Raw genomic sequence first — 22748 nt, 5'->3', positions numbered from 1 at the left:
TTTCACCTTGAAATATAAGAATTTATAAGTTTTGCCCCTATAAATAGGCTTATATTTCTATGGCAAAGCTCTTCACACGTCCCAGAAGGACGACGAAGTCGTTTTTGCTGGGGATATGCATTTAGATTGATTCTTTTTTGAACGTGAAGCTTCGCGCTGCATATAGAAACGGCGTCGAGCAGATGGACACCAGAAACTTAATGACATAGGTAGACAGGAAGATCGACATCCATACATCGAACTCATATTCGGTCGCAAAGGCGATCGTACAAAAAATGAGCGTGTCGACGAATTGGCTGACAATCGTGCTGCCGTTATTGCGAATCCACAGCTGATTGCGGGCTGGAAACAGTCGCTTGAGCAGCGTGTAAATTTTCACATCAAGAAATTGGCTTACAAAATAGGCACACAGGCTGCCCAGTGCAATTTGCGGCAGCATGCCGAAGATGCTTTGAAGCGCTGCTTGCGCATTCAGACCGGGCTCGGCTGGTTGAAATAGAAGCGCCATCTGCATAATAATAGTTGAGGCAATTAAGGTGAAAAACCCGAACCATACGGCTTTCTTGGCATCGGCTTCGCCATATTTCTCATTGAGCAGGTCGGAAGCCAAATAAATGGTGCCATACATCGTATTGCCAAGCGTAATGACGATCGCTAGTGTTCCAATTTGCAAATCAACGGTTTTGACAACTTGAATATTGGCGATAACGGTTGCCATGCCAATCCAGGCATAGACGCCAACCTTGCCGAATAAACGGTAGGAAATAAGAAACAGCGTGAAGTGGGCGAGCATAAATAGAACGCCGAACCACAAGTTGAACATGTGAAAAAAACCTCCTAGTTTTGATAACGCGGGAGTTTACGAACCGCGGCTTGCTTTGCTGCGAAGCAGCATGTATGATTATATTTCTGCCTTTGCCATTATAATCGCTTGATTTAGGTCGAGCAATGTTTATTTGAAATATGGGGAAGTACTACTTTTATATACAAGGAGCGTGACCTATGATGCCGAATGCTGAGCTTGAACGAGAACAGCTGCGAGTTAATCGGGTAACGAAGTGGGTCAAGGAGCAAATGGAAGGCTTGCAGGATCAGGCTGGAGAGCTGCGCGAGGACATTGTAGACATCCGCAAAAACTTCTGGGACGACGTAACCGTCAACTTTGAGGATTCCGCCGAATCTGCGGAGACGCATGCCAGCTTGAAGCAGCAGGCGGAATTGCTGTCGGAGCGGGAGCGGACACGCCGCGTAGCGATGGAGCAGCTGGGACTGCTGAAGAAGCTGGCGCAATCGCCCTATTTCGGGCGCATTGATTTTGTAGAGGATGGGGAAAGCCGCGAGGCAATTGAACCGATTTATTTGGGAGTAGGCTCGCTGCTCGACGAAAGCGGGGCCAACTATTTAATTTATGACTGGCGTGCGCCTATTTCCGGCCTGTATTACGATTATTCTCCGGGTCCTGCCAAGTATGAGACGCCTAGTGGACAAATTGCTGGAGAAATGACGCTGAAGCGTCAATATATCATTCGCCAGGGTGAAATTGAAGGGATGTTCGACACAGGAGTAACGATTGGCGATGAAATTTTGCAAGCGGTACTGGGCAAGCAGTCGGATTCGCAAATGAAAAGCATTGTGGCGACGATCCAGCGTGAGCAAAATCTAATTATCCGCAATGAGCGGGCGCGACTGCTGCTCGTTCAGGGAGCGGCGGGAAGCGGCAAAACTTCAGCCGCCTTGCAGCGGGTGGCGTATTTGCTTTATCGTTATCGCGGTACATTGAATGCCGATCAAATCGTCCTTTTTTCACCAAACCCGATGTTTAACAGCTACGTCGCAACCGTATTGCCAGAGCTTGGCGAGCAAAATATGCAGCAGACGACGTATCAGCAGTATTTGGAGCATCGCCTTGTTCAAACCTTTGAGCTGGAGGACCCTTTTTCCCAATTGGAGTATACGCTCTCTGCCGCCCATGGCAGCGAATACGATGCTCGCATTGAAGGGATTCGCTATAAATCAAGCCTTGCTTTTATTGGGCTTATTGATCGGTATGCGGCTTCTCTCAGTGAGAAGGGATTGCGCTTCCGTGCGTTGAAATTCCGCGGCCGCACCTTAATTACTGCCGAGGCGATACATGAGCATTTTTACAGTCAAAACCGGTCTCATCCGATTCCAAACCGTCTGCGCATGACTGCCGAGTGGCTGCTCAAGGAGCTGACTCGCCTTGGGCGCGAGGAGCGTGGCAAGCGCTGGGTAGAAGAAGAGATGGAGCTGCTTGATAACGAAACGTATAATACGGTTTACAGCGAGCTGCTGGAAAAGGAAGGGTTTACGCAAAATTCCTTCGATGATCATAAGCGGGAGAGCGACCGCCTGGCAGCGATTATTGTACAGGAGCGTTTTAAACGCCTGCGCAGCCGAGTTAAGCGGCTTAAGTTTCTGGATATGCCAGAGGTGTATCGCCAGCTGTTTCATCAAGCAAACGAGCAGGAGAGCGAATACCCGCAGCTTTGGGCTGCGATCTGCGAGGGCACGGCTGCAAAGCTCGCTCAAAAGGAATTATTTTATGAGGATGCCACGCCTTATTTGTATTTGAAGGAGCTGCTGGAGGGCTTCCAGACAAATACATCGGTAAAGTATTTGTTCGTCGATGAAGCGCAGGATTATTCGCCGTTCCAATTCCATTATTTAAAGAAAATATTCCCGAGCTCCAAAATTACGGCGCTTGGCGATTTGAACCAGTCGATTTTCGCCCATGCCGTAGTCGGTGACAGCTTTCATGCATTAGCGGGCATGTACGAGGAGCGGGAAACCGAGCGCGTCATATTGGAGCGCAGCTATCGCTCTACCCGCCAAATTTCCGAGTTTACAAGCAGCTTTATCGCGGGCGGAGAGCGAATTATTCCATTTAATCGCAGCGGTCCATGGCCGACGATTACAGCTGTAGCTGGCGAGGAAGAGCTGAAGCAGCAAATTGCCCAGCGGATTGAAAGGCTTAAGCAGGAGGGGAATAGCTCAATCGCCGTTATAGGCAAGACAGCAGAGGAGAGCAAGCTTGCCTTTGAAGCCTTGTCCGCCATCGTGCCAGAAATTCATTTGATTGCCAAAGAAACGTCGACTTTTGAGCAGGGAGTTGTCGTCATTCCATCCTATTTGGCAAAGGGCGTGGAGTTTGACGCTGTGATTTTGTATAATGCTTCGAGCCTGGTATACGGACGTGAAGACGAGCGCAAGCTGTTTTATACAGCCTGTACGAGAGCTATGCATGAGCTGCATCTGTATTACATGGGCGAGCCTACATGCTTTCTGAACAATGTGCAGTTAGCTGAGCCTCATAAAAATATATAAAATGCAAATAAGGGATGGTGCTGAAACAGGCCATCTCTTATTTGCGAATTTTTTGCCAAATTTCCAAACAGTCGACCTTAAGCTCTGAGGCAATTAGTTCAGCCGTAAGCCGCTGAGGCATTATGATTTTTCCATTGCGAAGCTTGGATATCGTCTGGATGGAAATGCCGGTAGCAGCCGCGAGCTGGCTTGCGCTTATGTCGCGCTTGGCCATCCAAATTTTTAGCCTCATGCTAGAATCAATATACTCATGCGTGTTAATAGGCTGCAAATCAAGGACGATAAAGGCGTATTCCTTAATTCGTCCAAATCCGTCAAAAATGGGCGTGAACGTTATTTTTACTTCAAGCTCTGCGCCGTTCATTTTGGCTGTTTTTACAGTAATATGGTTTGTTTTCTTGAATTTCCGTGTTTCCTCCAAAATATGAAGCAGGCGAAGATGCTCGCTTTCAGCCACGATTTCCAGAAAAGATTCTCCATTCAAATGCCCGTCGGCCATCAAATAGCTTGGGAAGGGATCCTTCAATAATTGCACCTGATAGTTGGCATCAAGAATGCCGCTAAACAACACTGTATTGGTCTCAAATTGCTTCTCAATCCAATGATGGGAGCTCAAATCACTCAATACAATGAGAGACAAGGCCTGACGCTCTTCATTAAGCATACTTAAATTATTATGCTCGATCATGACAGGCGTTCCTCCGGGCTTGCGGGATAGAAGCAGTCCTTCCCGCTTAGTGCTGGTCTTGTAGTGCTTGAGCGACCAGTTCGCAATCAGCTCGCCTATCGGCTTGTCGATCAAATTTTCATATTCCAGACCGGTTAGACGAATAAAAGATTCATTAGCATCCATGATGAAGCCATAATGCTTTACAGATCGGATAATAGCAGCAGGGCTGTCCATCATTTGAAACACTCTTTCAAAAACCGTCAATCGTTTTCGCTCCTTTGAGTCAGCTTTGCTTCATTTTAAGTAAGTATATTAAGGTTTAATTAATTAAACTTGAAAGCCTAGCAGGCATACAGCTAGCGGATGAAAGGATATCCTTTCGATTTTCATAGCTTATTGGACGCTCAGCGCACTTTCTAACTGACCGCTTTCCTTGTTAAAATAATCAATAAATAGGGATATATTTTAAAAGGCTTGATTTCGGAGGAGATACACCATGAATAATGAATGCATCATTGAGAACTGCACCAAACCCGTCAAAGCCAGAGAATTATGCTCCATGCACCATCAACGTCTTATGCGCCATGGCGACCCTCTTACGATTCGGCCCCGTAGAACAAAAATTGTAACGAACTGTACATGGATTAATTGCACAAAAAATGCCAGCACGAAGGGATACTGCTCTAAACATTATTACATTCATCGAGTAACACGTACAGTATAAAAATAAATACATATTCATCTTCTATCAGTCAGTAAATCAGTAAATTAAGGTTTCATTTGGCTATGAAAGATGTATAATATAACTAGCTGCATGATGGGGCCGATGGCCCCATTTACCTCAAAAAATAATCAGGCAATCGTCGCTTTTGTCCAATTTAGAAGGAAGGAGCAGACCTTGTCAATCGTAGCTTTCCAAGCTTGCAGGATGATTATCCCCACTACAACTGTTTTTCACGCAATGACAAGAACACCGCTAGTTTTGAACTCTCGAATACGAATTTATCACAATTAAGCTGCTTTGTGCTTCACCTTCATTTTAGCTCCATAGTTTTCTGCTTACGGACGGAAGCTCTTTTCCAGTTCTATTCTGGCATATATTCATATTGCCGGACAATCTGTCATAGCATGATTATGATGTGGCAAAGGTTTGTTGTTAATACCAACTATTCCAAAATGCTGCTCTATCTATCAAATCAGAGTGCAGAGACGGGGGGGATTATCGCTCTTTCATAAACGACAAATCATTTAACCCGGGACTCGGGGATAGGGCAGATGTCTTATTCCGTCAGCGATACGATTGCTGGGCACGGCTACAAATGTTGCATCTCATCACATTTTCCCCCGCTATCGCCTTGCTCTCTCATCTAAGAATATGGGGGACACTCATGAATAAGGAGTTGGTGTCCATGGCTCGTAAAGAAATGTTGGCAATGCTGCTTGCAGGGGGTGAAGGAAAACGTCTTGGAGTACTGACGAAGGATTTGGCCAAGCCTGCCGTTTATTTTGGCGGGAAATATCGGATTATTGATTTTACATTAAGCAATTGCACACATTCAGGTATCGATACAGTAGGTGTACTGACGCAGTATCAGCCGTTTGAGCTCAATCGTTATTTGGGCATTGGAACGCCTTGGGGACTGGATCGCAGCGATGGAGGCATGGCTATTCTTCCTCCGCATGTGAAGCAGAAGGGTGGCGTCTGGTACAAAGGCACAGCCAACGCGATTTATCAAAATATGGAGTTTATTGAGCGATATAATCCAAGCTATGTCTTGGTCATTTCCGGCGATCATATTTATACGATGGACTACGATCTGATGCTTCAGCATCATAAACGGTGCGGAGCGGATGTAACGATAGCAGGTATAGAAGTAGATTGGAAGGAAGCTAGCCGCTTTGGTGTCATGCATGTTGATGATGAAGACCGCATAACGGCATTTGAAGAAAAGCCTGCAAAGCCTACGAGCAATATCGCTTCGATGGGCGTGTACATTTTCACATGGTCGGTATTGCAAAAATATTTAATTTATGACGAGGCGAACCGCCATTCCAGCAATGATTTTGGCAAGGACATTATTCCGGCTATGATGCGGGATGGCCTCAACGTCAGCGCTTATTCGTTCCGAGGCTATTGGAAAGACGTCGGCACGATTGAAAGCCTGTGGGAGGCGAATATGGATTTGCTTGCAGAGGAGCCTTCGCTGGATTTATCGAATAAAGACTGGCGCATATACTCTGTCAACCCTAATCGACCGGCACAATACGTAGCGGCGGGCGCCGAGGTGATATCCTCTATGGTGACGGAGGGCTGCGTTTTGGAAGGGAAGGTAGATCGCTCTGTTCTCTTCTATGGCGTACAGATGGAGAAGGATAGCGAGGTTAGCGAGTCCGTCATTATGCCGAATGTGCGGATTGGCGAAGGGGCGCGCGTTTACCGAGCCATTATCGGTGAAGGTGCTGTAATCGAAGACGGCGTGCAAATTGGCGATCCGGAGGATGATGCGATTACCGTCGTAGCTGTCGGGCAGTTTGTTGCGAATGATCATGTATTGCTGGAGGTGGAGCCATCATGAGCAACCGGATAATGGGCGTTATCAATTTAATCCACGAGACGGATGAGTTGGAGCATTTGACGCAGAGCCGCTGCCTTGCAACCGTGCCGTTTGGAGCGCGCTACAGGCTCATAGATTTTATTTTGTCCAGCATGGTGAATTCTGGCATTAGCAAGGTAGCGGTGTTTGCGCATACGAAATATCGCTCGCTAATGGACCATCTTGGATCAGGTAAATATTGGGATTTGAATAATCGCCAGAGCGGCTTGTTTATTTTGCCGCCGGCTACGGATGATTTACAGGAAATTAGCCGTGGCGATTTATACCATTTCTATCAAAATCGCGATTATTTCAACCGATCAACGGCCGAGTATGTTGTCATTACGCGCAGCCATATGGTTTGCAACATTGATTTTAATCCGATTATTGAAGAACATGAGGCACGCGGGGCGGATATTACAATCGTATGCAAGAAGCAGCATGATCTGCCTGGCAAGGCGCGCAAAGTCGAGATGAGCAGCGATGGTCGAATTACATCCATTCAGGAAAACTATGGGCGAATGCTAAGCGATATTTCCTCAATGGAAATGTACGTGATGAAGAAGGAGCTGCTCATGGAGCTCGTAGAAACCTCGCTCGCTCAGGGGCAGGATCATCTCGTACGCCATGCGATTTTCTCTCGTTTGAACAAGCTGCGGGTTTATGGACATGTATACGATGGCTATTTGGGCGTAGTCAATACGCTTGAAAGCTATTTTACCAATAGCATGAATTTGCTCTGTCCTGAAGTATGGAAGGAGCTGTTTTTTCAGCCTGGCACGATCTTTACGAAGGTCAAGGATGAACCGCCTGCACGATATTTAGAATCCTCCAAGGTTAATAATTCATTGATCGCCAATGGCTGCCGCATTGAAGGAACCGTGGAAAACAGTGTTTTGTTCCGGGGTGTCCATATTGGCAAAGGGGCAATTATACGCAATAGCATCATTATGCAAAATGGCATTATTGGTGAAAATAGCCTGATTCAGCATAGTATTTTGGATAAGGATGTACGAGTCGATTGCAACCGGGATATAAGAGGTGCAGAGAAGCTGCCCTTTCTGGCGGGCAAGCGCAAGACGATCTAACTAAATCAATAGTAGCAGGCATAAGGCTGGGGGCTAAGCTGGGACTTATCCCGCAGCCTATGCTGGTTACATTTTTGAGCGAAACAGGAGGAGAAAAAAATGAATATTTTGTTTGCAACTTCGGAGGCCGCGCCACTCGCAAAAACCGGCGGCTTGGGCGACGTTGCAGGCGCTCTTCCCAAAGCATTGGTTAAACGTCAAATTCGCACAAGCGTTATTTTACCAAAATATGAGGACATTCCAGTACAATATTTGGAATATTTCGAACAAATTGCATCCTTCAATGTATCCTTTAGCTGGCGCAACCAATACTGCGGGCTATTCCGTGGAGAAATTGCTGGCGTTTGCTATTATTTGATCGATAACGAGTTTTATTTTAAGCGCAAAGGATTATATGGGTACGGAGATGATCCCGAGCGCTTTGTGTTTTTTAGCTTTGCAGTGCTGGCTGCACTCAGCTTTGTTGATGTGCTTCCTGATGTCATCCATTGCCATGATTGGCAAACCGCGCTCATTCCGTTTCTGCTAAAGACGAAATACGCGGCAGAATGGGCGGATATCCGCACCGTTTTTACGATCCATAACCTGAAATATCAGGGCGTACTAGGCATTAAGCAGCTTCAGGATTTAACGGGTGCGGATGATGAGGCTTTTGGCCCAGAGGGGCTGGAGTTTCATGGCGCAGCCAGCTGTTTGAAGGGCGGCCTCGTGTACGCAGACAAGCTGACGACAGTCAGCCATACTTATGCGGAAGAAATCAAGGGCAGTGAACATGGCGAGCGTCTGGAAGAGCTGCTGCGGCATCGTGAAGGCGATCTTCTGGGCATTGTAAACGGCATTGATGATGAGTCCTATGATCCAATGAAGGATTCCTTGCTGCATACGCCATATCGTAATTCCATTGGCCGAAAAAGGAAAAACAAGCTCCATTTGCAGCAGGAGCTTGGATTGCCGGAATCGGAGGAAATTCCGCTCATTGGCATGGTTAACCGGCTCGTAGAGCAGAAAGGGCTGGATCTCATCACGGCCAAGCTTGAGGAGCTGCTTCAGCAAGATATCCAGTTCGTTATTCTTGGTTCGGGCGAGCGGCATTATGAGCAGCTGCTGCAGCATTATGCACAGCGTTACCCTGACAAAATGGCGGTAAGGCTTGGCTATGATGAGAGGCTTGCCCGCCGCATCTACGCAGGAGCTGATATATATTTGCTGCCTTCACGCTTCGAGCCTTGCGGAATCAGCCAGCTCATTGCGCTGCGCTACCGCGCTGTCCCGATCGTTAGAGAGACCGGGGGGTTAAAGGATACCGTCCAGTCTTATGATGAATATACTGGAGAAGGAAATGGCTTCAGTTTTATAGGCTATAATGCCGATGAATATTGGAGTACGGTTAGCAGAGCGCTTCGCCTATACCGGCATCCAGAGGACTGGAAACAAATAATAGACAATGTCTCCAAGGAGAACTATAGCTGGAATCGCTCCGCCAAAGCCTATGTAGCCGTATATCATCAACTTTTGTTACAGCGAGAGGAGAACAAACAATGCCCCGTCACCTTGTAATTGGCAATGGCAAGCTGCTAGTGAATTTGGATCAAACCTGCTACATTCGAGATATTTATTATCCTTATGTGGGACAGCTCAATCATGTGGGCGGCCACTATTGCCGCTTTGGCATTTGGATTGGCGGCGTCTTCTCCTGGCTAGATGAACCTGAGTGGAACATCGAGCTTGGTTATATTGACGATTCGCTCGTTACGAATATTATAGCAAGGCACGAGGGGCTTGGCGTTGAACTGCAAATAAATGACGGCATTCATCAGCGCGAATGCATTTATATTAAACGGGTTGTCGTACGTAATTTACGAAATGATGCCCGCGAGGCAAGACTGTTTTTTCATCAGGATTTGATGATCGACGGCTCGGAGGTTGGCGATACAGCTGCTTATTACCCAGAAAATAATACGCTGTTTCATTACAAGCGCTCGAATTATTTTATGTTCAGCGGCTCGAGCGATGAAGGCGGCTTAACGCAGTATTCGACGGGCATCAAGCGGTTCCACTCTGCGGAGGGTACCTGGCGTGATGCAGAGGATGGCGTGCTGATGGGAAATACGATTGCCCAAGGCTCCGTGGACAGCACGATTGGCCTTAGCGCCAATGTGCCGGGGGGCGGCGATAAAACCTTTTATTATTGGATGTCAATTGGTAAAAACCTGGAGGAGGTCAAGGAGCTTAATCAATACGTCCTTGATAATAGTCCAGAAAAGCTGCTTAGCCGTGTCGTTATTTATTGGAATCATTGGCTGAGAAGAGCGGAGAGCGATCTGGGCGATTTAAATGAGAGCATCAGCCGGATGTTCCGTCACAGCCTGCTCATAGTCCGCACACAGGTGGATGAGCGCGGCGCGATATTGGCAGCTAATGACACCGATATTTTGCAATACAATCGTGACCATTATAGCTATATGTGGCCGCGTGATGGCGCATTGATTGCCGAATCGATGTCGCTTGCTGGATACCAGAGCGTAATCGCCCCATTTTTCAACTTTTGCGCAGCAGCGCTTGCACCAGACGGCTATTTGTATCACAAATACAATCCGGACGGAACGGTTGGCTCCAGCTGGCATCCCTACATCGTGCAGGGCAGCCAAAGGCTTCCGATTCAGGAAGACGAGACAGCGCTCGTCCTGTTCGCACTATGGCAGGATTATATGCGGAATCAAGTCATTGAGCTGCCTCAGTCCTTATACAGCAACTTAATTCGCAAGGCGGCTACGTTCCTCAGCAGCTATATAGAGCCTGAGCTATCTTTGCCCAAGCCAAGCTATGACCTATGGGAGGAGCGCTATGGAATCTGGACCTATACCGTCGCTTCTGTATATGGCGGCTTAATGGCAGCAGCCTTCTTCACCGAGCTGTTCGGGGATTATGAGCGCAGCGACCATTATCGCAATACAGCCCAGACGATCAAGCATGGTATGCTGACACAGCTGTGGGATGAGGAAAGCGGACGGTTTGCGCGCGGTCTCATTCAGAAGGACAATGGTTGGGTGAAGGATATGACGCTGGAGAGCAGCGTATTCGGCATTTGGGAGTTTGGCGTGCTGCCAGTCGATGATGATAAAGTCGTCCGGACGATGAGTGCGATTAGGGACGGTCTAAAAATCCAGACCGATGTTGGCGGACATGCGCGGTATACAAACGATTATTATTTCCAGCAAACCGGCGACATTGACAAAATTCCGGGCAATCCATGGATTATTTGTACGCTGTGGGTCGCCAATTACCAAATTGCTTCTGCACAGAAGCTGGGCGATCTGGAGGGACCGAAGCAGACGCTGCAATGGGTCGTAGACCATGCATTATCCAGTGGACTGCTGGCGGAGCAGCTCAATCCGTTTGACGGCAGCCCGCTCTCGGTCGCACCGCTCACTTGGTCGCATGCGACATTCATTCAGAGCGTAAGCAAATATGCAGAGAAATATAAGCAGCTCAAGAGCTAATTCAAGCATTTATTTGATAATGGCCGTATTAAGTATTATTCATAAAGAAGCTCCAGCAGGAGAAAGAACGCAGCAAGCGTTCCTTCCCCTGCTATTTTTTTGCAATAATCGCAGCATGCTCGGCCAAAAATAGCTTCAATAAGGGGAACCTGATTACGGAAAAAATGGGCGGGATACGCTGCTGTTATATACAAAAAAGGTTGTCTGTAGCACAAGTATAAATGTCGTATATTTACAATTATTAAAACGCTTACATAAAATTGTATTGCTTTTGCTTTCGCGATAATATGATAAAAAGCAGCAGCTTCCATTGAGGAAAACGCTGATTTTTAGTATATTGATTCGATTTTAAAAGGATTTACGACAAAAAAAGTCTTCATTCGACAGCTAATTTCGACAGACTTTTTCATGGAAGTAATTTACCATTACATATGTAAATTGTTAAAATTTATATATTTTATAGTTCGTTTGCTTTAAATGTTTGGAAATTTTATTAGCAAGGATTTTATGGTAAAAAATAATGTAAGAGGTGTTGAACAGCGTGCAAACCTATGAATTTTCAGCTAAAAGTGCCTATTTGAAACGAATGAAAGGCAGAAATTCTGTTTATTTAAACGGAGTTCAGGTTGACGTAGCGACTAGCCCGGCATTTTCAGGAGCCATTGAATGTATGGAGAAGTACTATGATTTGCAGGAAGCTCAATCGGATATTCATTGTTTTAAAGATGGCAATCACAATGCCGCTATGAGTTTGCTAGTCCCTTCAACAGTCGAGGATTTGCAGCGGAAAAGAGCATCCTATAAGGCGGTAGCAGATATTTCTTTCGGTATGCTGGGCAGAACGCCAGATTTTATTAATGCCGCTTTAGCTACGTTATATGCTCATTCCAAGCAGTTAGGCAGCAATAGCTACGCTAATTTCTCTGAAAATATGAGAGCTTACTATCAATATGTGAAAGAGCATAACTTATTTATAGGCCACGGAGCCATTAATCCGCAAATTGACCGATCTTTGCCTCTAGGCTCCCAAGCTAATGAATATGCAGCAGTAAGAATCGTAAGCCATGATCAAAAAGGAATCGTTGTTACAGGTGCCAAAATGATTGTAACATTGGCGCCAATTGCAGATGAATTGCTTATTTTTAATATGCCAGGATTAAAGCCGGGTGACGAGGATTACGCGGTTTCTTTTGCTTTGCCTGTCGATTATGCAGGCGTGAAAGTGATTTGCAGAAAACCGATGGTGAAGCCCGTGTATCATTCATTTGATCATCCCTTAGCGAATGCTTTTGATGAAATTGATGCTTATTTGATTTTAAATAAAGTTTTTATTCCATGGGAAAAGGTATTTGTATTCAGAGATGTTGAAAAATCGAATTTGTTCTATGATAAAACCTTTGCTCGAAATCACACGGGGCATCAGGGTATTGTAAGAGGATTATCTAAAGCGGAGCTACTCACAGGCATTTCCATTCAACTGGCGAAAATGCTGAAGCTCGATGGATTTATAAATGTTCAAGAAAAATTAGGAGAACTGACCTCGAGTGTCGAGCTTGTAAAGGCGAGTATTGCATGGAGTGAGGCAGATGCAACGTTAAGCGAAGAAGGGGTTATGACCCCAAGCATTAGCGCTATTCAAGCGATTCGATATCATTTTCCGAAAATGTATGAAACGATGGTTAAAACGCTGCAATCGCTTGCCGCAGGCTCCATGCTGTCCACCCCGCATTATCAGGATTTTCTTAATTCGGATTTAAGCGACTTGGCAAGCTCTCTTACTACAGGTGAAACGGATGCTTTATCCCGCACAAAGTTATTGAATCTTGCTTGGGATGCGTCGGGCGATGGCTTTGGCCAAAGACAGTTAGTGTATGAATTTTTTCATGCTGGAGATCCGATGAGAATTGCCGCTGGACATTTTTTGAATTATGATACACGCAATATGATAAATATGGTAGATAGGGTGTTGCTGCATGACAATGATTAGCTGTGCCTGCCTTGTAAAACAGGACAACAATAAGCTGCTTTTGGTTAGGGTTAGAGACAATGAGCTGTGGTATTTGCCGGGAGGGAAAATAGAGCCAGGCGAGGACCCGCGAGAAGCTTTAGTAAGGGAATTAAAAGAAGAGCTGAACATAGACGTTCAGAGGGATAGCATTCAACATTTGAGAACGGTAGTAGGGCCGGCTTATAAAGAGAATGCCAACGTTGAATTAATCTGTTATACGGCAGCATGGGCCGGAGATATTGTGCCGTGTTCCGAAATTAGCGAAGTGGATTGGATAGATGCAAGTAATTATAGCTTGCTCGCCCCTGCCGTTATTAAGCTAGTTGAGCAATTGAAATTCGAATAAAACACGAGGTGAAGGATGCTGTTTAATACGAAGCGCTTATTATCAAAAATGAAAGAACATAATCTGTCGGCCATTGTTGCGGCTACGAAAGAAAATATTAACTATTTTACTGGATTTGAGCCTGTAGTCAAAACGTTGAATCCTTATTTTGGACAATGCTTTGCCGTCATGACAAGCTGTTTTCCCGATAAGGTTCATGTGGTGCATTCCGTAGGAGAAATTGATCAGATTTTGGATGCCCGCTCGCCAATTGGCCATGTCGTAACCTATGGAACCTTTTATCGGGAGTATACAGCAGGCGCCCCCTTAACGGAAGAAGAGCAGCGTTTGAACGCTTTATCAAATAATGATAATGGAAATTCAAATGCCGAGGAAGGTCTTATTGCGTTATTAAACAAGCTTAATCTCGCTAATGAACGAGTGGGCATAGATGAGGATGGCATGAGAGGGAGCCGCTTATCATTGATTAAAGGCAGGCTCCCGCATGTTGAGTTTGTTGAAAGCTCGGCGGTTATTCGCAGTGTTAGGGCGGTCAAAACAAGCTTTGAAATCGAGGCGCTTGCTCATTCCTCCATTTGTATTGAGAAGGCGATAAAAACCGTTATAGATCAGTTATATGAGGGCATAAACGAACAGGAGATTGTCAAAATTTTCGCTTGTTCCATTGCCGAGCAGGGCGCCATAGCTACGTTGCCGATGATTAAAGTGGGCAGACATGCGGTTGGCGGCCAAAGAAGGCCTAGTGCTGATAACCGTTTAATGGCAGGGGATATTCTATGGTTTGATTGCGACATTGTATGTAATGGTTATTGGGCAGATATTGCCAGAGTTTTCGCCTACAAGGAGCTTAAAGCCGAATACTTGAAATATAATGCGCTGCATAAAGGCCAACAAGAGGCGATAAAAAGGGTTAAGCCAGGCATGAAGGGCAAGGATGTGTTCCATTTAACGATGAATGCCGTTCATGAAGCAGGCTTTGAAAGCTATAGAAGGCATCATGTTGGACATGGCATTGGTTTAGAGCCTTATGAACTGCCTATTTTATCTCCGGCGAGCGAAGATGTGATTGAAGAAGGAATGGTCCTTTCCATAGAGACCCCGTATTATGAATTTGGTCTTGGGGCCTTGCATGTAGAAGATCCTATCGTTGTTTTGCAGAGCGGCAATAAAGTACTGACTAAGGGCGATAGCTTAATTAAAATTGTGGGGTGAGGCAATGATATACGACAATATTACGGAATGTATTGGAAACACGCCGGTTTTAGCTCTAAATGACGATTTAGTTCCCAACGGTAAAAGCCTATATTTAAAGCTGGATTACTTTAATCCTAACTTTAGCATTAAGGATCGAACAGCTCTTGGTTTAGTAAAAGCGGCGCTTGCTTCAGGGCAATTAAATCATGACAGTATATTGGTAGAATCAACCTCAGGCAATCTTGGGAAATCCCTCGCTATGCTGGGAGCCGTTTATGGGTTTCGCGTCATTATTGTCGTTGATCCTAAAGTAAGCGAAAGCTTGCTGAAGTGGTATCAGGCCTATGGGGCAGAAATCAGCATGGTGACTTCACCGGCAGCGGACGGAGGCTATCAACGGGCTCGACTAAACCGCGTTCAGGAGCTGCTCCAAAAATTTCCTAACGCATACTGGACAAATCAATATGATAATCCACAAAATCCGCAATACCATTCCCAAACAACAGCCTTGGAAATCGTAGACTTGCCGGTAGATGCTGTTATTGGCGCAGTCAGCACAGGCGGGCATCTTTGTGGAATTGGGAAATACGTGAAGGAGCGGAGGCCGGATGTGAAAATCGTTGCTTGTGATGTAGCGGGTTCGGCTGTGTTCCGAGAAAAATTTTCTCCTTATTTGATTAATGGTGTAGGGCTAAGCTGGAGAAGCGATAATACAGATATTTCTGTGCTGGATCAGGTGTGCATTGCCAGTGACCAGGAAGCGATTTCGATGTGTCGTTTATTAGCCCGGCATCACGGCATTTTAATGGGGGGGTCTGGCGGCTTGACGGTAGTAGCGGCTCTAGCTTGGCTGAATCAAAGTGATTCAAAAACGGCTGTTGCGATTATACCTGATACAGGAATCAATTATTTGGATCAGTTTTACGATGACAATTGGCTGATTGAAAAAAATATAACGCTGCTTGACCGTTCTGAGCTGCAAAATACGATTCAAAATAAAGTGTTTGATTCCTTGGAAATGAAATCGAATGTTTTATCCTAAACGTCTGTAGGAATGGAAGGTGAAAGAGATTCGAAATATTAGTGAAGACTTTGCAAAATTTATAGTCGATGATGGCATTATTAAATTTGGTGAGTTCACATTGAAATCAGGAAGAGTGAGTCCCTATTTTTTTAATTTTGGCTCCTTCAATGACTCTGCGATGCTAGCGCGTCTGGGAAGCTTTTATGCAGACACGATTGTGAAGGAAAAGATTGATTTCGATATCATTTTTGGGCCTGCCTATAAAGGGATACCGATAGCGTTAACTACTGCACTGGCCTTGCATAATAATGATGCGGGCAATGTAGGTTTTGCCTTCAATCGCAAGCTGCAGAAGCAATACGGAGAGGGCGGAAATATAATCGGAGCAACGCTTGCGGGCAAAAGGATACTTGCGGTAGATGATGTGCTTACATCAGGCAGAACCATTAAAGAGACGAAGCAGCTAGTTGAAAATGAGGGTGGAATATTAACGGCATTTCTGGTGGCATTAGACAGAGAAGAAAAAGGCTCTGAAACGGCATTATCCGCATTGGAGGAGGCGAGCAAAGCCTACAGTGTGAAAATATATGTCGTAGCTCGTATAACCGATGTTGTAGCCTACATGTCCGAGGCTGCGGATATAGAGCAAAATGTAGAAAAAATCAAGGACTACCTAAAGGTGTACGGAAAATAAGAAATCAAATGAAAAGAAGTCATTTCAGCTTGAAATGGGCTTCTTTTTTAAATATAGGAAAGTCAAACTAGCATAGGATAGGGGATGACTATGGGTAAAGTAATGATACAAATTAAAGCTTTAAATTTTTTAGTGTTTTCAACATTTGCTATTCTGCTTCCCTACCTTCCGTTACTGCTTTCAGAGAGGGGCTTCAGCATAGCTCAAATTGGGCTGGTGCTGATGGTAGGGCCATTTTTTGCGATTTTTCTTCAACCAATAGTAGGTTTTATTAGCGATAAATGGCATGCAGGCAAGAGAATTTTATTGCTTCTATGGTGCTTGACAGGAGCTAGTGCAGTTGGTTTGTTTTATATTAGCAGCAAGCTGTTTTCGGTTGTTTTCGTCGTGTCTTTGTTTATGTTTTTCCTTTCCGCCATTCCACTGGTGGACACGCTCACTGTAAAAATAGCCGAAAGCTTTAAAAGTACATATAGTACGATCCGTTTGTGGGGCTCGATTGGCTTTTGTATAGTCGCTGTATTCCTTGGCGCCTATTTTGAGCTTATTGGAGGACTAGATGCTCTAATCAAAATCTATTTTCCCATTTGGTTTGCCGCCGTCCTTATTTTAATAAATTTAAATGAAGTGGATGGACAGGAGAATAGTCGTTTTAATTGGAGAGATATTGTACAGTTAATAGGGAATAAAAGCATATTTATGTTTTTGATTTTTTTATTGTTTTTAGCGGTTCCCCATCGCATGAATGATGCGTTATTCTCTATTTATTTTAAAGAAATGGGCGCAACTGATGCTATGATTTCCTGGGCATGGGCCATCATTGGTATGAGTGAAATTATTGGTTTTTCTATGTCAGCTAAACTATTGAAATGGTTTCATCCCTTAAAGCTGATAATTGCGGCGTCTTTGTTTTATATCATTCGATGGGCTTGCTATGTATTTACGACCGAGCCCTCTATTATTTTAGTTTTGCAGCTGTTTCAAGCGATAACCTACAGCCTGTTCTGGGCATCAGCCGTAAATTATATGGTATTGGTGGTGCCAAAGCAGTTTAGAACAACGGCCCAATCGCTGCTGGCTATGATATTTTTAGGCGTATCGGGCATTTTGGGAGGGTCTATAGGCGGTGCGGTTCAGCAAAATTATGGCGGAAGCTATATGTATGTGTTTGCTGCATTGTCCGTGTTTATCGCTTTGCTAGGATTTTTCGCTTTAAAAAAACAACAAGCGGCTTCAACTGACGTAACCTCAGAAGTAGAGGGGAAGAAGAAATATGCGGGTTGACTTAATAATAGTGGAAATTTATGAAACTTTTATATATAATGGTCAAGCGTAAATGGATAGTGCAGCTTGCATTTGGAAGTAGAACATGCAGATATTGGAAATAAGGACTAACTGGAGGGAATTTTACAGCAATGTATAAGTTGATCGCAATTGATATGGACGGTACCTTATTAAATGATAATCATATTATTTCAGATAAAAGTATAGCTATTATTAAGGAACTATCCTCATTAGGCTCTGAGGTCGTATTATGTACCGGCAGAGGACCGACAAGCACAAAATTTTATACAGACATCATTGGCATAAATGGTGTCGGCATAACGTTCAATGGAGCGATTACGATCGATTTTGCAAATAATCAGATTATAAATCAATATGCGATAAACGCTCCTCAACTTGAAAGCTTTATGAGCTATTGCCGAACACACCAAATTCATTTTGATATAAACACGCCGTTTGATCTTTATGTGGATAAGGTGGAGCAGATGAGTAAAGAAATAGGTGATATATACGCCAGTTTTTATATTCACCCTAGATCGCTCCCGCAAATGGATCGTCTTGCCGATCCATTAATTAAATTCACCTGTATTGGGACAAGTGAACAATTAAATCAATTGCAAATTGATTTAAGCGTCCTGGGCCAGGAGCTGAATATTACAAGGTCGGCGGATACCTTTATAGATGTATTGAATATTCAAGCGGATAAGGGAAATGCCTTGAAAAACCTTGCCGAGCAGAGAGGCGTAAAGAAAGCGGAAATTTTAGCGATTGGAAACTACTATAATGATATAACGATGCTGGAGTTTGCTGGGCTAGGCATTGCGATGGATAATTCTCCGGAGGAGTTAAAGCGTTTGGCAGACGATATTACATTGTCAAATAATGAGGATGGCGTGTACCACGCCTTGCAAAAATATTGCTTTTAAAATTTCCAAGCCGCATGGGGTGTAAACGCCATGCGGCTTTTATTTTGTTAGCAGGCAAGAAGGAGAAGGTAGGAATTTGGTTCACTAAAGGGAGAATTTCGTTTAAATATACCAAACGACATTCTCTTGAGCGGAAACAGCTGTCACTCTCTGGTGCAGGGCTATTCAGGCTAAACTAAAGGCAAGATCAACCGCGAGGTGCTAGTGAATTCTTTTTCGGTAAGCGCTTACTGGAAATGAAAGCCCGGCAGGCGGTTGCGACATCTTTACAGGAGGGATTACATGAAGGCGGCTATCCGTCCGCAAAGCTCGATGTCTCGGCGCAGCGGCAGCTTCATACCGGACAAATTCCGTTTGTTTTTATTTGCTTCTCCGTTCCTCGTGCTGATTTTATTGTTTAGCTACTTTCCGCTGTACGGCTGGTTATATTCCTTCTACAATTATCGCCCCGGGTTTCCGCTTTCGGAGACGCCGTTCGTCGGCCTGCAGTGGTTCAAGGCGATATTCTCCAATCCGACCCAGACGCAAGAGGTTATGCGGGTAATGCGCAATACGCTTGCGATGAGTACACTCGGCATTTTAACATCCGTGTTCCCGGTTATTTTCGCCATCATGCTCACTGAAATTCGCACAACCTGGTATAAGAAAACGGTACAGGTGCTCACAACGCTGCCTAATTTCATTAGCTGGGTGCTTGTTTATTCGATAGCCTTCATGATGTTTTCAGTAGATAGCGGTGTCGTCAATAAATGGATGATTGCTCTTGGCTTTCAGGAAACGGGCATCAACTATTTGGCGCAGGACGACCACACCTGGCTGGCGATGACGCTGTGGGGCTTATGGAAGGGGCTAGGCTGGGGAGCCATTATGTATATCGCAGCCATTTCCTCTATTGATCAAGAGCAATATGATGCGGCAAAGGTAGATGGCGCGGGCCGTTTTCGAATGATCTGGCATATTACGGTGCCGGGGCTGATGCCGACGTATTTTGTCCTGCTGCTGCTCTCCATCGCGAATTTCATTAATAATGGCATGGAGCAATTTTTCGTCTTCCAAAATGCAATCAACAAGGATCATATTGAGGTGCTCGACCTATATGTGTATAACACGGGAATGCTCGGCTTCAACTTCTCGTTTGCAACGGCGATCAGCATGCTCAAATCAATCATAAGCATTGTGCTGCTATTTTTCGCTAATCAGCTATCCAAAATCGTTCGCGGGGAATCAATCATCTAACTTAAGCGAGAGGAAAGGAGGAGGCGCATGCACACGCAACGCCGGCTTGGGGACTTTCTGTTCCATATTTGCAATTATGGATTTTTCACCTTGTTTACGCTGCTTTGCTTGTTTCCCTTTTATTATCTGTTTATTAATACGATCAGCAGCAACGATCTCAGCGCCCGAGGGCTCGTTACCTTATATCCGAAAATGATTCATTTTGACAACTACATTCAGGTGCTGCAATTAAAGGGACTGGCGCAAGCGGCGCTTGTCTCGGGCGGGAGAACGATTATTGGCACGCTGCTCACCGTCGCGGCTTCGGCCTTTCTTGGCTATTTATTTACGAAGCGCAAAATGTGGGCCAGAAGCTTCTGGTACCGATTTGTCATCATTACGATGTATTTTAATGCGGGCATCATTCCGTGGTACATCATTATGATGAAGCTGAATATGACGAACAACTTCTGGGCGTATATTTTGCCAGCAGTCGTCTCGCCGTTTTATGTCATTCTCGTCAAAACGTTCGTGGAATCCATTCCGGATGTGCTGGAGGAGTCGGCGGAAATGGATGGGGCGGGCTACATCGTTATTTTCAGCAAAATCATTATGCCGCTCATTACGCCGATTGCGGCAACCATCGCGATTTTTTCGGCCGTCAGCCAGTGGAACTCCTTTATTGACACCGTGTTCCTCATGACGAACAGCAAGCTGTTTACGCTGCAATTTGTGCTCTACAAGTATTTGAACGAATCGACCTCGCTCGCTGCGATAATTCGCAATTCCCAGGGCGCGGTAGGCAATATCGACCTGACGAATCAGCAGACGGCTACCTCTATACGAACGACGGTTTCGATGATTGTCGTGCTGCCGATTTTGTTCGTATATCCGTTTTTCCAGCGATATTTTGTCAAAGGCATTATGATTGGTGCGGTTAAAGGGTAAGGGCGAGATGGATCTTTAGCAATCGGTCATCCATTATGAACAGGCATTGAAAGGGGGTGGCCTGCCAAAGTCGAGTTCGAGGTCGGGTACCAGCATAATAAAAAAGGGAGGCAACTGCATTGAAATCATTTCGTAAAACTTTTTCCTTGCTCATAGCGGCGACGCTGTTAATCGTATCTACAGCAGCCTGCACGTCGAACACAAATAATGGACCGGGCAGCACGAATAGCACGGCGCCATCTGCGGGCGGCGGGACCGAGGCGGCAGGCGGCAACCAGCGAGAAGAAATTACACTTGATGTGTTCTCGATGCTGTCCAATTTCTCGGGGGAGCAGACGGGCTGGTTTGCAAAAGTCATTAAAGATAAATTCAATATTAAGTTGAATATTATTGCTTCCAATCTCGAAGGCGGCGGGGATGTCAAATTCGCTACGATGATGGCGGCAGGCAATCTTGGCGATTTGATTATTTTTGGCGATGACGGCCAGAAGTATTTGGATTCGATTAAAGCAGGCATGCTTGTAGATTGGACGAAGGATGGTTTGCTGGAAAGCAAGGGCCAAAATATTTTAAAATATGCGCCGAAGGCGATTGAGAAAAACAAAGCGAACTTTGGCGGCGGCTCCAGCGTCTACGGCATCGGCTTCGATGTTGGCGACGACAAGCCTGGTCCGTCCGAAGCGAAGGATTTGACCTACAACCCGAATTTGCGCTGGGATTTGTATGAGAAGCTAGGCAGGCCGGAAATCAATACGATGGAGGATTATTTGCCGGTGCTCAAGCAAATGCAGGAGCTGGAGCCGAAGAGTGAATCCGGCCGTCCGACCTATGCATTCTCAATGTGGGCAGATTGGGATGGCAATATGATGGTGCTGACGAAAGCATGGGCTGGTCTTCATGGCTTTGATGAAGGCGACGGCTTTAATCCTGGCGGCTTCACGCTCGTTTCGGGGGACAAGGACGAATATCAGGGTGTGCTGGATGAAGATGGCTATTACATGCGCGGACTCAAGCTTTATTTTGACGCGAATCAAATGGGGCTGGTTGATCCAGATTCCATGACGCAGAAGTTTGAGGATGTTGTAAATAAAATGAAGGATGGTCAGCTGTTGTTCACCTTCTTCCCATGGCTCGATGACACGTACAATACAGCTGAGCATATGGCAGAAGGGAAAGGCTTTGCACTCGTTCCGTTCAAGGAAGAACGGACATTCTCTTATGGCTATGACCCTTATGGAGGCAACCGCGTTTGGGCGATCGGTTCAAAAACGAAGCACCCTGATCGCGTGCTCGAGTTCATTGATTGGCTTTATAGCCCTGAAGGCAATATGATTGCTAACAACGGGCCAGAGGGACTGAACTGGGAGCTGAAGGATGGCAAGCCGGTATTGACTGCTTTTGGCGAGCAGGTGCTTCCAGCAAACGACACAGCCTTGCCGGAAGAGTTTGGCGGCGGGACGTGGAAGGACGGCATGAGCCAGCTGAACAATACGACCTTTAAAATGACAAACATTAACCCAGACAATGGCGAGCCTTACGATTACAATCTATGGCAGTCAACGCTTGAGAAGGCACCTACGAAGCTGGATCAGAACTGGAGAGCTGCGATGGGTGGCGCTCTGACAGCTAAGGATTATTTGGAGAAAAATAATCAGCTGACGATTATGCGTCCGCTGTTCACTGGCACGCCACCTGCTGTCATCAGCGATGAGCTGGAGCAGAAGCGCGGCCAAGTGGCACAGGTAATTAGGCAATTTTCGTGGAAAATGGTTTATGCGAAAAACGAAGCTGAGTTCAACAAGCTGCGTCAGGAAATGCTCGATAAGGCGAAGGGTCTTGGGTATGATGAGGTGCTGGCGTGGAACGTCGAGCAAAATAAAAAAGTATTCGGCTACCGCAAGCAGTAAGCAGT

The 22748-nt window shown here is 45.5% G+C and carries 17 protein-coding genes; 15 read left to right on the top strand and 2 right to left on the bottom strand.

What is annotated here, in order from left to right:
* Nucleotides 1–121: 121 nt before the first annotated feature.
* On the bottom strand, nt 122–823 hold the full coding sequence (locus V5J77_RS16600; RefSeq protein ID WP_338551937.1) for a queuosine precursor transporter: 702 nt from the start codon (nt 821–823) through the stop codon (nt 122–124).
* 179 nt (nt 824–1002) lie between these two features.
* Here V5J77_RS16600 and helD point away from each other — a divergent pair, with 179 nt between their 5' ends.
* Complete coding sequence (gene helD / locus V5J77_RS16595; protein WP_338551936.1) at nt 1003–3345, top strand: RNA polymerase recycling motor HelD; 2343 nt, start codon at nt 1003–1005, stop codon at nt 3343–3345.
* 37 nt (nt 3346–3382) lie between these two features.
* Here the strand turns inward: helD and V5J77_RS16590 are convergent, their stop codons facing one another.
* Nucleotides 3383–4279: a PAS domain-containing protein gene (locus V5J77_RS16590; RefSeq protein ID WP_338551935.1), complete on the bottom strand. Its 897-nt coding sequence runs from the start codon at nt 4277–4279 to the stop codon at nt 3383–3385.
* A 1145-nt stretch (nt 4280–5424) separates the two neighbouring features.
* On the opposite strand from V5J77_RS16590, the gene V5J77_RS16585 reads away from it, so the two are divergent.
* The 14 genes from V5J77_RS16585 to V5J77_RS16520 all read left to right on the top strand — a co-directional run bounded on the left by V5J77_RS16585 (nt 5425) and on the right by V5J77_RS16520 (nt 22743).
* Entirely contained in the window at nt 5425–6591 is a 1167-nt protein-coding gene (locus tag V5J77_RS16585) for a glucose-1-phosphate adenylyltransferase (RefSeq protein WP_338556868.1), read from the top strand.
* Nucleotides 6588–7697, top strand: coding sequence for a glucose-1-phosphate adenylyltransferase subunit GlgD (gene glgD, locus V5J77_RS16580; RefSeq protein WP_338551934.1), 1110 nt, complete (start codon nt 6588–6590; stop codon nt 7695–7697). The genes V5J77_RS16585 and glgD overlap by 4 nt, the downstream gene beginning before the upstream one ends.
* Before the next feature lie 99 nt (nt 7698–7796).
* Nucleotides 7797–9254, top strand: coding sequence for a glycogen synthase GlgA (gene glgA, locus V5J77_RS16575; RefSeq protein WP_338551933.1), 1458 nt, complete (start codon nt 7797–7799; stop codon nt 9252–9254).
* Complete coding sequence (locus tag V5J77_RS16570) at nt 9236–11197, top strand: glycoside hydrolase family 15 protein (RefSeq protein ID WP_338551932.1); 1962 nt, start codon at nt 9236–9238, stop codon at nt 11195–11197. Before glgA ends, V5J77_RS16570 begins: the two co-directional genes overlap by 19 nt.
* A gap of 586 nt (nt 11198–11783) precedes the next feature.
* On the top strand, nt 11784–13184 hold the full coding sequence (locus tag V5J77_RS16565) for a 4-hydroxyphenylacetate 3-hydroxylase N-terminal domain-containing protein (protein WP_338556866.1): 1401 nt from the start codon (nt 11784–11786) through the stop codon (nt 13182–13184).
* The gene (locus V5J77_RS16560) at nt 13171–13551 is read left to right on the top strand and encodes an NUDIX domain-containing protein (RefSeq protein WP_338551931.1); all 381 of its coding nucleotides are present in this window, start codon (nt 13171–13173) and stop codon (nt 13549–13551) included. The genes V5J77_RS16565 and V5J77_RS16560 overlap by 14 nt, the downstream gene beginning before the upstream one ends.
* A 15-nt stretch (nt 13552–13566) precedes the next feature.
* Entirely contained in the window at nt 13567–14763 is a 1197-nt protein-coding gene (locus V5J77_RS16555; RefSeq protein WP_338551930.1) for a Xaa-Pro peptidase family protein, read from the top strand.
* Nucleotides 14764–14767: 4 nt separating this feature from the next.
* Complete coding sequence (locus V5J77_RS16550; RefSeq protein ID WP_338551929.1) at nt 14768–15787, top strand: cysteine synthase family protein; 1020 nt, start codon at nt 14768–14770, stop codon at nt 15785–15787.
* 19 nt (nt 15788–15806) lie between these two features.
* Entirely contained in the window at nt 15807–16463 is a 657-nt protein-coding gene (gene pyrE / locus V5J77_RS16545) for an orotate phosphoribosyltransferase (RefSeq protein WP_338551928.1), read from the top strand.
* Between the two features lie 90 nt (nt 16464–16553).
* Nucleotides 16554–17747 carry an MFS transporter gene (locus tag V5J77_RS16540; RefSeq protein ID WP_338551927.1) on the top strand — a complete coding sequence of 398 codons (1194 nt, stop codon included), beginning with the start codon at nt 16554–16556 and terminating at the stop codon, nt 17745–17747.
* Between the two features lie 131 nt (nt 17748–17878).
* On the top strand, nt 17879–18673 hold the full coding sequence (locus V5J77_RS16535) for a Cof-type HAD-IIB family hydrolase (protein WP_338551926.1): 795 nt from the start codon (nt 17879–17881) through the stop codon (nt 18671–18673).
* A 282-nt stretch (nt 18674–18955) separates the two neighbouring features.
* Nucleotides 18956–19909: an ABC transporter permease subunit gene (locus V5J77_RS16530; protein WP_338551925.1), complete on the top strand. Its 954-nt coding sequence runs from the start codon at nt 18956–18958 to the stop codon at nt 19907–19909.
* A 27-nt stretch (nt 19910–19936) separates the two neighbouring features.
* Nucleotides 19937–20836, top strand: a complete 900-nt coding sequence (locus V5J77_RS16525) for a carbohydrate ABC transporter permease (protein WP_338551924.1) — start codon at nt 19937–19939, stop codon at nt 20834–20836.
* 119 nt (nt 20837–20955) lie between these two features.
* Nucleotides 20956–22743: an ABC transporter substrate-binding protein gene (locus tag V5J77_RS16520; RefSeq protein WP_338551923.1), complete on the top strand. Its 1788-nt coding sequence runs from the start codon at nt 20956–20958 to the stop codon at nt 22741–22743.
* The last annotated feature ends 5 nt before the right edge of the window (nt 22744–22748 follow it).

Origin of the sequence: Paenibacillus sp. KS-LC4, assembly GCF_036894955.1 — a bacterium.
In the GTDB taxonomy this organism is placed as follows: Bacteria; Bacillota; Bacilli; order Paenibacillales; family Paenibacillaceae; genus Pristimantibacillus.
Note: the sequence above shows the minus strand (reverse complement) of the source record. Positions and strands in the feature narration are given on the sequence as shown.

Coding starts and splice junctions, on each gene's coding strand:
- V5J77_RS16535 (WP_338551926.1), top strand. CDS start 17,879: ATGTATAAGTTGATCGCAATTGATATGGACGGTACCTTATTAAATGAT.
- V5J77_RS16585 (WP_338556868.1), top strand. CDS start 5,425: ATGGCTCGTAAAGAAATGTTGGCAATGCTGCTTGCAGGGGGTGAAGGA.
- V5J77_RS16565 (WP_338556866.1), top strand. CDS start 11,784: ATGAAAGGCAGAAATTCTGTTTATTTAAACGGAGTTCAGGTTGACGTA.
- V5J77_RS16525 (WP_338551924.1), top strand. CDS start 19,937: ATGCACACGCAACGCCGGCTTGGGGACTTTCTGTTCCATATTTGCAAT.
- glgA (WP_338551933.1), top strand. CDS start 7,797: ATGAATATTTTGTTTGCAACTTCGGAGGCCGCGCCACTCGCAAAAACC.
- V5J77_RS16570 (WP_338551932.1), top strand. CDS start 9,236: ATGCCCCGTCACCTTGTAATTGGCAATGGCAAGCTGCTAGTGAATTTG.
- V5J77_RS16540 (WP_338551927.1), top strand. CDS start 16,554: ATGGGTAAAGTAATGATACAAATTAAAGCTTTAAATTTTTTAGTGTTT.
- glgD (WP_338551934.1), top strand. CDS start 6,588: ATGAGCAACCGGATAATGGGCGTTATCAATTTAATCCACGAGACGGAT.
- V5J77_RS16555 (WP_338551930.1), top strand. CDS start 13,567: ATGCTGTTTAATACGAAGCGCTTATTATCAAAAATGAAAGAACATAAT.
- V5J77_RS16550 (WP_338551929.1), top strand. CDS start 14,768: ATGATATACGACAATATTACGGAATGTATTGGAAACACGCCGGTTTTA.
- V5J77_RS16530 (WP_338551925.1), top strand. CDS start 18,956: ATGAAGGCGGCTATCCGTCCGCAAAGCTCGATGTCTCGGCGCAGCGGC.
- V5J77_RS16560 (WP_338551931.1), top strand. CDS start 13,171: ATGACAATGATTAGCTGTGCCTGCCTTGTAAAACAGGACAACAATAAG.
- helD (WP_338551936.1), top strand. CDS start 1,003: ATGATGCCGAATGCTGAGCTTGAACGAGAACAGCTGCGAGTTAATCGG.
- V5J77_RS16600 (WP_338551937.1), bottom strand. CDS start 823: ATGTTCAACTTGTGGTTCGGCGTTCTATTTATGCTCGCCCACTTCACG.